8 protein-coding genes are annotated in these 9,482 nt (G+C 63.8%); 4 read left to right on the forward strand and 4 right to left on the reverse strand.

Translation table 11 applies throughout. The features are described 5' to 3' along the window. Window positions 1-204: 204 nt before the first annotated feature. Together ACE3UG_RS09740 and ACE3UG_RS09745 are read left to right on the forward strand one after the other, a co-directional pair. On the forward strand, window positions 205-1,167 hold the full coding sequence (locus ACE3UG_RS09740) for a LysR family transcriptional regulator (protein ID WP_374622879.1): 963 nt from the start codon (window positions 205-207) through the stop codon (window positions 1,165-1,167). 169 nt (window positions 1,168-1,336) lie between these two features. Next, a complete protein-coding gene (locus tag ACE3UG_RS09745; protein WP_374622881.1) occupies window positions 1,337-2,593 on the forward strand; it encodes an autotransporter strand-loop-strand O-heptosyltransferase in 1,257 nt (418 codons plus the stop codon). Window positions 2,594-2,667: 74 nt separating this feature from the next. Here the strand turns inward: ACE3UG_RS09745 and ACE3UG_RS09750 are convergent, their stop codons facing one another. The 3 genes from ACE3UG_RS09750 to ACE3UG_RS09760 are packed head-to-tail and all read right to left on the reverse strand — an operon-like array spanning window position 2,668 to window position 5,677. Then, entirely contained in the window at window positions 2,668-2,994 is a 327-nt protein-coding gene (locus tag ACE3UG_RS09750; protein WP_374622884.1) for a hypothetical protein, read from the reverse strand. After that, window positions 2,981-4,354 carry an acyclic terpene utilization AtuA family protein gene (locus ACE3UG_RS09755; protein ID WP_374622886.1) on the reverse strand — a complete coding sequence of 458 codons (1,374 nt, stop codon included), beginning with the start codon at window positions 4,352-4,354 and terminating at the stop codon, window positions 2,981-2,983. Before ACE3UG_RS09755 ends, ACE3UG_RS09750 begins: the two co-directional genes overlap by 14 nt. Before the next feature lie 18 nt (window positions 4,355-4,372). Next, window positions 4,373-5,677 (reverse strand): CitMHS family transporter, encoded by a 1,305-nt coding sequence (locus ACE3UG_RS09760; protein ID WP_374622888.1) that lies wholly within the window; start codon window positions 5,675-5,677, stop codon window positions 4,373-4,375. A 100-nt stretch (window positions 5,678-5,777) separates the two neighbouring features. On the opposite strand from ACE3UG_RS09760, the gene ACE3UG_RS09765 reads away from it, so the two are divergent. After that, window positions 5,778-6,689, forward strand: coding sequence for a LysR family transcriptional regulator (locus tag ACE3UG_RS09765; RefSeq protein WP_374622890.1), 912 nt, complete (start codon window positions 5,778-5,780; stop codon window positions 6,687-6,689). A 233-nt stretch (window positions 6,690-6,922) separates the two neighbouring features. Here the strand turns inward: ACE3UG_RS09765 and ACE3UG_RS09770 are convergent, their stop codons facing one another. Beyond that, window positions 6,923-7,939, reverse strand: coding sequence for a transporter (locus tag ACE3UG_RS09770; RefSeq protein WP_374622893.1), 1,017 nt, complete (start codon window positions 7,937-7,939; stop codon window positions 6,923-6,925). Between the two features lie 327 nt (window positions 7,940-8,266). Between ACE3UG_RS09770 and ppk2 the strand changes: the two genes are divergently transcribed. Continuing rightward, window positions 8,267-9,187: a polyphosphate kinase 2 gene (gene ppk2, locus ACE3UG_RS09775; protein ID WP_374622895.1), complete on the forward strand. Its 921-nt coding sequence runs from the start codon at window positions 8,267-8,269 to the stop codon at window positions 9,185-9,187. Window positions 9,188-9,482 lie beyond the last annotated feature (295 nt).

Below are 9,482 nucleotides of genomic sequence, written 5' to 3' on the forward strand. Positions count from 1 at the left end.
GGCGTGTCGTCCTCGATGAATGTCTCGGCTCCGGTTTGCGCTGCGGACCGTTCTGGAGACGGCTACCGCCCAGGCGCATCGGAGGTCAGGCCATTCTAGGCAGCCGCCAGCGGGGGGCGATTCTGAATTACTATGGGGGCATCATGTTTTCGTTATAAGCCCCGAACGTCGGGGGTTTCAGGGGATTGCGAACAGATGGGGGCGGTGCCATTCGATACGGGGGAAGTGGTCAGGCGGTTGTCCACGCGGCTCAAGATGCGTCATCTCGTGCTGTTGCTGCAAATCCAGCAGCACGGCTCGCTCACGCGGGTGGCCGAGCATATGGCGACGAGCCAGCCGGCCGTCACGAGCGCCCTCGCGGAGCTGGAAAGCATGCTCGGCGGCGCGCTGTTCGACCGCACGCCGCGCGGCATGACGCCGACCCCGCTGGGCGACGTCGTCCTCGCCCGCGCGCAGGCCATGGTGCACGATCTGGACCATCTGACGCGCGACATCGAAGCCGTGATGGCCGGGCACGCCGCACGGCTGCAGGTGGGCGTGATTCCTTACGTCTCCGGCACGACACTGGCCGCCGCCATTCAGCAAACGCTCGCCCAGATACCCCAACGGCTGACCGTCACGCTCCACGAGGGCACCAGCGAATCGCTGATGGCGCAACTGCGCGACCATACGCTCGATGTCGTGATCGCCCGGGCAGCGGCCAGCGTCGACCTGACGCAGGTGCAGTTCGAGGTGCTGCACCACCAGATGCCGCGCGTGGTCGCCAGCCGTCGTCTGGCCGCCCGCCTCGGACGTAGCGCGCCCGTGTGGGCGCAACTCGCCGAGCTCGACTGGGTGATGGGCGCGCCCAACACACCAATGCGCGACCAGTTGTCCGACCTGTTCCTGCACGCCGGCGTGGTGCCGCCGGTACCTGTCGTCGAGAGCTTTTCGTCTCGGCTCACGGGAGAGTTGCTCGCGAGCAGCGAACGCGCTGTGTCGCTGTTGCCCGCCGACATTGCGGAAGAACTGGTGCGCGTTGCGGGCGTCGCCATCGTGCCGTGGTCGCTGACCTGGACGCTGTCGCCGGTGGCGATGTTCACGCGCCGTGAGAACCCGCGCGAGACGCATCGCCTTTTCACGCAGGCGCTACGCGCGCAATACCAGACGATGGCCGTCGCGACATAAGCCATCGTTCGGCGGCTCGCTGTCACGTCGTCACGCACCTCGCGAATTCGTCATGGAAAGGCCTCGAAAGGTCTTCTAACGACAAAACCGGGCAATTCCGTGAAATAGCCCCTTTTCGGATCGTTTCACGCAGGATTGGCCGCGTGACGGCCGACGTAAGGTATCGTCCATGAACGATGCCGCTCCTGCTCCGCTTCAAGCCCACGCCGCCCCCGCTGGCCCGACGCCGGCGGTAACGCCGTTTGCGCCCTCGCCGCACCCGATCTTTCTGGCGCCGGCCCTGTTGCCGACGCAGGTCGGCCCAGCCGGTCTGCGCTTCGACTTCAACGACGGTGCGCGCGTGGTCATTCCCGACTTCGGTCAGCCGCTGCCGTGGCGCGTGCGGATCAGCGACCTGCGCGACGACACCCCGCTTGCCGACGTCGCGATATCCTCGGGCGTGGTGCGCAGCCCGGCGAAGTACTTTGTGCCCTACGGCATCACGATCTGGCTGAACGACGTGCTGGTGTTCGAGCACCGCTACGACGCCCGCGATCAGGACGTGCTGGTCCAGTTTCCCCTGGCGGCCCTGGGCGATGTTCTCGGCTGGTTACCGTACGCCCTGCGTTTTGCCGAGGTACACAGTTGTCGGCTCGCCTGCGTGGTCACACCGGCGGTGGCGGCGTTATTCCGGGAGGCGTATCCCGGCGTGGATTTCGTTGCCCAGGACAAGGTGGAGCGACGCAAGTATTACGCGACCTACAACGTCGGCCTGTTCTTCGACGACCTGGAGCGCACCCAGCAGCCGCGCGACTTCCGCGAGGTCGGGCTGCATCGCACGGCGGCCCACATTCTCGGCGTCGACGACTCCGAGGCACGCGCGCAAACGGCGTTGCCCGACGTGTCGCGGCCGATCTCGGCGCGCTATGTCTGCATTGCCGTGCAAAGCACGGCGCAATGCAAGTACTGGAACCGGCCGGATGGATGGAATGCCGTTGTGGCCGGCTTGAGCAAGCGCGGCATGCAGGTCGTGTGCATCGATCAGAAAGCGCGGCATGGCCACGGGGATTTTTGGCAGTCGATCCCGGAAGGCGCCATCGATGCCACCGGCGACCTGCCGCTGACCGAACGCGCACGCTGGCTCATGCATGCGAGTGCCTTCATCGGCCTGTCGAGCGGACTGTCATGGCTCGCCTGGACAATGGGCACCCCCACCGTACTCATCTCCGGCTTCACTCTGCCGCACAACGAGTTCGCCACCCCCTACCGCGTAAGCGCTCGCGACGTCTGCACCGGTTGCTGGCACGACCCCGCGCTACGCTACAACCACAACGACTTTCATTGGTGTCCGCGGCATCGCGGCACCCCACGTGCGTTCGAATGCACGCGGGAGATTCGTGCCGAGGATGTACTGGAAGCGATCGACCGGGTACCCGGGCTGAGGTGAACGGCCGTCGCAGCACGGCGAGTCGGGGCGTGCTTTGCTCGCGCGAACGCGCGCCGACGCCCCAGGTCGCCGCGTCACGGCGCCGTTGCTTCGGGCGGCACGCCGACCTCCATGGCCAGTAGCGCCGAGCTCATGGATTTGCCATGCGCATCGAGCGCCAACGAGCGTGTCACGCCGCCCCCGAGTGCGCTGCCAAGCACGAAATTGAACGCCCCCAGCAGCGGCAACTCGTAACGCACCACCTCGCCTTTGACCACATCGGCGAGATGTGCTTTGACGCGCTCAGTCGTCAAAACGTCTCGCAGATAAGCAAAATGCTTCGCATCGAAGCAGATGACCGAGATGTTCAGCGTGTTGCCTTTGTCGCCGGTGCGGCCATGGGCCAACTCACGCAGTTTCATCGCCTGCCTCCACGAATTGAAAGATCGGACGCACATGCGCTCTCGATAGCAGCACGGACTGCACGGCAAGCACTTCACGCGTCGCCTTGGTCGCGCCGCCACCGCCCGCCGGTCCGTTCGTGTACAGGGTTTCAACCTCGTTGCCAATGCGTGCCGCGTCATGCGGGTTCGATACGCGCCCGGCCACACGAACGCGGACTTCGCAGGGTGCTTCGTGGCAAGCGGCAAGCGTATCGCCGTAGAGTGAATTCACGCCGATCAGATCGAAGCGCACTTCACTCATGTCGACCCCCGTGATGGCGAGGCGCTCGCGTACGATCTCCAGCGCGAGCCGCGCACGCGCGAGCGCACCCGGCCCGCCGTAGGAAATCTGTCCTTCGCCAATGTACCCGTCGACATACGCGACCGAGACCTTCAGCGTATCGGTACGCGCGTGACCGCGTCCGCCCGTCACGCGCACGCGGTCTTTCGCCTCCTGGGCGACGCGCACTTGCGTGAAGTCCGCGACGACGTCTGGCTGAATATACCGGCTCGGATCGTGGATCTCGTAGAGCAGTTGTTCCTTGCAGGTCGCCTCGGTCACGCCACCGCCCGCATTCGCCACCTTCGTCACGACGACGCTGCCGTCGGCGCTCACCTCGCCGATCGGGAAGCCCAGACGCGCGAGAGCGTCGACTTCCTTGTAGCCGGGATCGGCGAAATAGCCACCTGTCACCTGCCCCGCGCACTCGAGCAAATGCCCCACGACGCTCGCCTGCCCTAGCCGATTCCAGTCATCCATGCGCCAGCCGAATTCGTGGATGAGCGGCGCGGCGAACAGCGACGGATCGGCGACACGCCCGGTGAGCACGATATCCGCCCCTGCCGCCAGCGCGTCGACGATCGGCGATGCGCCGAGATAGGCGTTCGCCGACACAATACGCTCGGCATACGCACACACGTCATCGCCGGTTTCCTCGAAACGCAGGTGCGAACGCAGCACGGCATCGAGCACTTCGTCGCCGGTCACTGCGGCAATCCTCAGCCCGTGCAAACCCAGCTCGCGTGCGACCTGCGCAGTCTTTCTCGCGGCAGCAACGGGATTGGCGGCTCCCATGTTCGAAATGATGCGCACGCCGCGCTTCACGGCGACCGGCAGTACCGCGCGCATGCGCGCTTCGAGCAGCGGGTCGTAACCGAGTTCGGGATTGTCGCGGCGTGCCTGCTGCGCGATCGCGACCGTACGTTCCGCAAGGCATTCGAATACGAGATAGTCCAGCGCACCCTGCGCTGCGAGTTCAACCGCGGGCTCGATCCGGTCGCCGGAATAGCCCGCTCCCGCGCCAATCCTCACGCGCCTCGATGCATCTGTCTGATTCATGACGTCAACCACTTCCAGTTACCACGGAAACACGCCCAGCACGACACACGCGATCGTCATGACGATCGACGCGCCGAACAGCAGCGGGAACGTGAACTTCTGATGATCCGCAAGATCGATTCCGCACAAGCCGACGACGAGAAAAGTCGCGGGCGTGAGCGGGCTCACCGGAAAGCCGGTCGTCATCTGACCGAGCAACGCGGCCTGTCCGACGTGCACCGGCGACACCCCGAACTGCGACGCCACCTCGGCGATCACCGGCAGCACGCCGAAGTAGAACGAGTCGGGATCGAAGAGCATCGACAGGGGCATCGACACGATGCCGAGCGCGACCGGAATGTGCCCCGCCATCGACGGTGGTACGAAGCCGACCGCCGCCTTGGCCATCGCCGTCAACATGCCGCTGCCCTGCATGATGCCGGTAAACACGCCGGCCGCGAGCAGAATGCCCGCCATCATCAGCGCGGCACGCGCATGCGCGTCGATGCGCTGACGCTGCATGTCGACATTCGGATAATTGACGATCAGCGCAATGCACAGCCCCACCATGAACATGATCGCGGGAGGAATCTTCTCACCCATGGCGACCATCGTGCCCAGCACGGCGATCGTCAGCACGATGTTGAACCAGAAGTTCTTCGGCCGGCGCAGCGCCTGTTCCTCAGACGTCAGCTTTCGCTCCGGCATTGGAATCGCCCCGTTGGCATGCGAGTAACCGAGGCGCTTTTCCTCTCGGCGTCCCAGCCAGTACGCCATCGCAAAGACGAATGCAATGCCGATGCACTGCACCGGAATCAGCGGGTTGAAGAGCGTTGAAATCGGCAGATGCAGCGATGCCGACGCACGGATCACCGGACCGGTCCACGGCAGGAAATTGATGCCCGCCGCCATCGATACCGCTGCGGCCAGCACCCGCTTGTCCATGTTGAGCCGCTCGTAGAGCGGCAACATCGCCGGGACGGTCACCAGAAAGCAGACGGCACCGGACCCGTCGAGGTGGACGAGCAGCGCGAGTAGCGCCGTGCCCATCACGATGCGGGTCGGCTTCGTGCCAACGGTGCGCAGAATTCGATCGATGATCGGGTCCAGCGTGCCCGCGTCGGTGATCGTGCCGAAATAGAGAATGGCGAAAACAAACATGCCAACGACGGGCGCGAGGCCGCGCAGCCCATCGATGACGAACTTGCTCGTCGATAGACCAAAGCCCCCGATCAGCGACGCCGCGATCGGCACAATGATCAGCGCGACGAGCGGCGACAGGCGTTTCGAGAGAATCGCCCCGAGCAGGACGACGATAGTAGCGAGCCCCAATAGCGCAAGCATGAGTTTGTCTCCGAATCTTGTTTTTTGATGGCGCCCAGCGTATGTTCGATCCAGCAATTAAACAATTGAAATGATTTGATAGCAGCAATCGACAAACGTAATGGATCTCAATCTTCGAGATATCCGCGCGCTGGTGGCGGTGGCCGAGGCGGGCAACTTCACGCGGGCGGCAGCGCGGCTGCATTTGTCGCAGCCCGCGTTGACCGTGCAGATACGCAGGCTGGAGGAGGCGGTCGGCACGAGGCTGTTCGATCGCAACAGTCGCAACGTTGCGCTCACGCCGGCCGGACGCGAACTGCTGCCGCTGATGCGCAAGTCACTGCACGACATGGAATGCGTATTGCGCGATGCGCGTGCGCTGGGTGAGGGGGAACGCGGGACGATTCGCATCGCGTGTCTGCCGACGTTCGCGGCGAGCGTGCTGCCCGAACTCGTGATCGTCATGAAGCGCGAGGTGCCGCGCGTCGCATTCGACATTCGCGACGTGGTGGCAAGCACCGTGAATACGCTTGTTCGCGACGAGGAAGCCGACGTCGGCCTCACGGGCGGTGAGGTGTCCGATCCAATGCTCGAAGTGCTGCATGCGGGCGTGGACCGGCTCGTCGCCGTGTGTCCGCGCGAGCATCCGCTGGCAAAGCAGCGCCGCGTCACGCTCGACGATCTGGTGCGCTCTCCGTTGGTGCTCACCGCGCCGGGCACGAGCGTGCGCGCGGTCGTGGATGCGGCGCTCGGCGAAACGCGCGAGACGTGCGAGACGCGCAAGACGCCCGACATCGCATGTGAGCCGACGTACATGATGACCGCCGTCGCGATGGTACGTGCCGGACTCGGCATCACGATCTTGCCGGAAACGGCGCGTGAGGTACGTGCGGAGCCGGGACTCGTCGTGAAGCCGGTCGACCATCCCGCGTTTGCGCGGCCGATTGCGATCGTGAAGAAGCGCGGAAGGACGTTACCTGCGGTCACCGACAGGTTCGTCGAATTGATGCGGCGCGCGGTGGTCGCGCGGTGAGAAGCGCCACCGCGCGGCGAAAGGGACAGTTCGTCCACTCACCGGGGAGGTCTTATGAACCGAGGTATCGGAGCAGTGGGCTTGCCGGTTGACGATCAGGACGAAGCGCTCGCGTTATACGTCGGGAAAGCCGGATTCCGCGCCCCGTCCGGCAACGACTGGAAATGATTCAGACCGCACAGGGCACGCCTTGAGTCGCCCATCGTGACGATGGCATCGGACTTGACGCCGTGTCATTCGGGGCGCCGCCGGAACGCCCACCAACCGGCGGCGGCCGTCCCTGTGGCAACGATGGCCACGAGTACCCAGAAGCCGTGCGGGTGATCCGCGAGCGGGATGCCGCCGACGTTCATGCCGAAGAACCCCGCCACGATGTTGATGGGAAGCGCAAGCACCGTCACGACTGTCAGAGTGTAGATCGTGCGATCGGTGCGCTCGCTGACCATTGCGGCAATCTCCTCCTGCAGCAGCTTGATTCGCTCGAGCAACGCGGACAAGTCACTGAGCACCACCGCGAACTCTTCCGTCGCCTGACGAAACTCCTGCACGTCTTCGGCATGCCCCCAGACCGGTGGGCGGCTCAGCAGTCGGAAGAGCGCGGCCGGCTCCGGCGCCAGCAGACGCTGCAACCGCACGAGCACGCGGCGCAGTGAACCGAGATCCACACGATTGCTCTCGATACGCTGCTGCAGCAACCGGTCTTCAACCGTATCCACACGCCGGCTCGTTTCTCGCACAATGCGTTCCAGCACATCGGCCTGATCGCGAAACAGATGCACCAGCAGCGCCAGCGGCGAGCGGAAGGCGTCGCCGCGTTTGACCGACGCGCGCAACTTGTCGATCGATCGCAACGGCTTCACGCGACCGGTGACCAGTAGTCTGGCATTGGCGGCGACCCGCAGCGTTGAAATTTCCGACTGCGCAATGTCGAATGCGAAGATCACATCGTTGATGACGGCGAGCAGCCAGTCGTCGGAATGTTCGATGCGCGTGGAGCGCGAACCCTCGCTCAGACTTTCGTAGAACTCGTCCGGCAGTTGCAGGTGCTGATGGAGCCACTTCTCGCACGCGGCGTGTGCGAAGTTGAAATGCAGCCAGAGGAAGCCCTGCGCCCGTTCGCCTTGCGCCAGCCACGCGAGCGCGTCGCCCGAATCGAGCGGTTCGGGCGGCGCGCTGTCGGTAAATCGATAGCCGTAGATCAGGCCGGCCTGATCGCAGCCATACGCGTTGTGAACAAGGTCGGCGAACATGCGCGCGATGTCTGAGCAAACATGGGAAACAGCATGGACCGCAGCGCGGCGCGACCCATCATCATGGCCTTGTCATATGGCTTTTTTGTGACAATTCTCACCACCCGTGCACACCTGGCGAACGCCGCCGTCGCCCACGGGCCGGGGCTCGACGGGAACTCCGCTGCCCCACACTCGTCAACGCCATGCGGGTGTCATAAAATCGTCGCATACTTTGATGCATTCCCGGGCGCGCCATGCAGGCGATACGACGCAGTGTGTCGGCCCACCGTCACCCATGCTGCACGGGTGCCTTTTGTGTTTTTTGGCCCGTAAGAGATCGTCGCCATGACCCAATTCGATTCCGACGCTGACCACGACGCCACGCTTGCGCGTCGACTCCAAGATGATCTGATCGACAGCTACGACGAAGAGATCGAGATGGAGATCGACGATCTGCGGCTGCCGGGCCTGAACGACCTGACCGAGGCGGCCCGCAACGATCGCTTGCACTATTTTCGCGAGCTGTTTCGGCTGCAGGGCGAGCTCGTCAAATTGCAGGACTGGGTGATCCGCAGCCGTCACCGGCTCGTGGTGATCTTCGAGGGTCGCGATGCGGCCGGCAAAGGCGGCGCGATCAAGCGCATTACGCAGCGGCTGAACCCTCGTGTGTGCCGGGTGGCTGCCCTGCCCGCCCCCAACGACCGCGAACGCACGCAGTGGTATTTCCAGCGTTACGTCCAGCATCTGCCCGCTGCCGGCGAAATCGTGCTGTTCGACCGTAGCTGGTATAACCGCGCTGGCGTGGAACACGTCATGGGGTTCTGTACCGAGAATGAGTACGAAGAATTTTTCCGCTCGGTACCCGAGTTCGAAAAGATGCTCGTGCGCAGCGGTATTCAGATTGTGAAGTACTGGTTCTCGATCTCGGACGATGAGCAAGAGGCGCGCTTTCTCGCACGGATTCAAGATCCACTCAAGCAATGGAAACTCAGTCCGATGGACCTCGAGAGTCGCCGTCGATGGGAGAGCTATACGCGCGCCAAGGAAGTAATGATCGAGCGCACCCACATTCCGGAAGCCCCGTGGTGGGTCGTGCAAGCCGATGACAAGAAGCGTGCGCGGCTGAACTGCATGCATCATCTGCTCTCGCAATTGCCCTATCACGACGTGGAGCGTTCGCAAGTGGTACTGCCAGAGCGCGCGCGCAGCGAAGACTACATACGTCACCCGGTGCCGGACCAAATGGTCGTGCCGGAGATCTACTGATGGCGTCTGAGCGGGCGGTGGCGCGGGCTGATATCCGGGCGGTGTTTGTCACCGTAGTTGTCGCTCCGCGCCCGGTCAATACTTCCATCACTGCTTGCTTCTTGTTAGTCAAAAACACAGTCCTATGCCTGCCTGCTATTTTACGTGGGGGACTGTGTCCGGGGATTCGGGCCTGTCGGAAATTTCGTGTTTGAGGCATAACATGTCGCCAAGGAGTGACGATGCCTCGCAAACCCAAAACCCCACCGGCAGAGCTGCCGACGATCCCCGCCGAGCTGCTTGAGCAGTTCGGCAA

It is taken from the genome of Pandoraea sp. (genome assembly GCF_041919235.1).
Taxonomy (GTDB): domain Bacteria; phylum Pseudomonadota; class Gammaproteobacteria; order Burkholderiales; family Burkholderiaceae; genus Pandoraea.

What these genes read in the sequence shown, in the direction of transcription:
- ACE3UG_RS09745 (WP_374622881.1), top strand. Translation starts at nt 1,337, where the DNA reads ATGAACGATGCCGCTCCTGCTCCGCTTCAAGCCCACGCCGCCCCCGCT.
- ACE3UG_RS09750 (WP_374622884.1), bottom strand. Translation starts at nt 2,994, where the DNA reads ATGAAACTGCGTGAGTTGGCCCATGGCCGCACCGGCGACAAAGGCAAC.
- ACE3UG_RS09755 (WP_374622886.1), bottom strand. Translation starts at nt 4,354, where the DNA reads ATGAATCAGACAGATGCATCGAGGCGCGTGAGGATTGGCGCGGGAGCG.
- ACE3UG_RS09760 (WP_374622888.1), bottom strand. Translation starts at nt 5,677, where the DNA reads ATGCTTGCGCTATTGGGGCTCGCTACTATCGTCGTCCTGCTCGGGGCG.
- ACE3UG_RS09765 (WP_374622890.1), top strand. Translation starts at nt 5,778, where the DNA reads ATGGATCTCAATCTTCGAGATATCCGCGCGCTGGTGGCGGTGGCCGAG.
- ACE3UG_RS09770 (WP_374622893.1), bottom strand. Translation starts at nt 7,939, where the DNA reads ATGTTCGCCGACCTTGTTCACAACGCGTATGGCTGCGATCAGGCCGGC.
- ppk2 (WP_374622895.1), top strand. Translation starts at nt 8,267, where the DNA reads ATGACCCAATTCGATTCCGACGCTGACCACGACGCCACGCTTGCGCGT.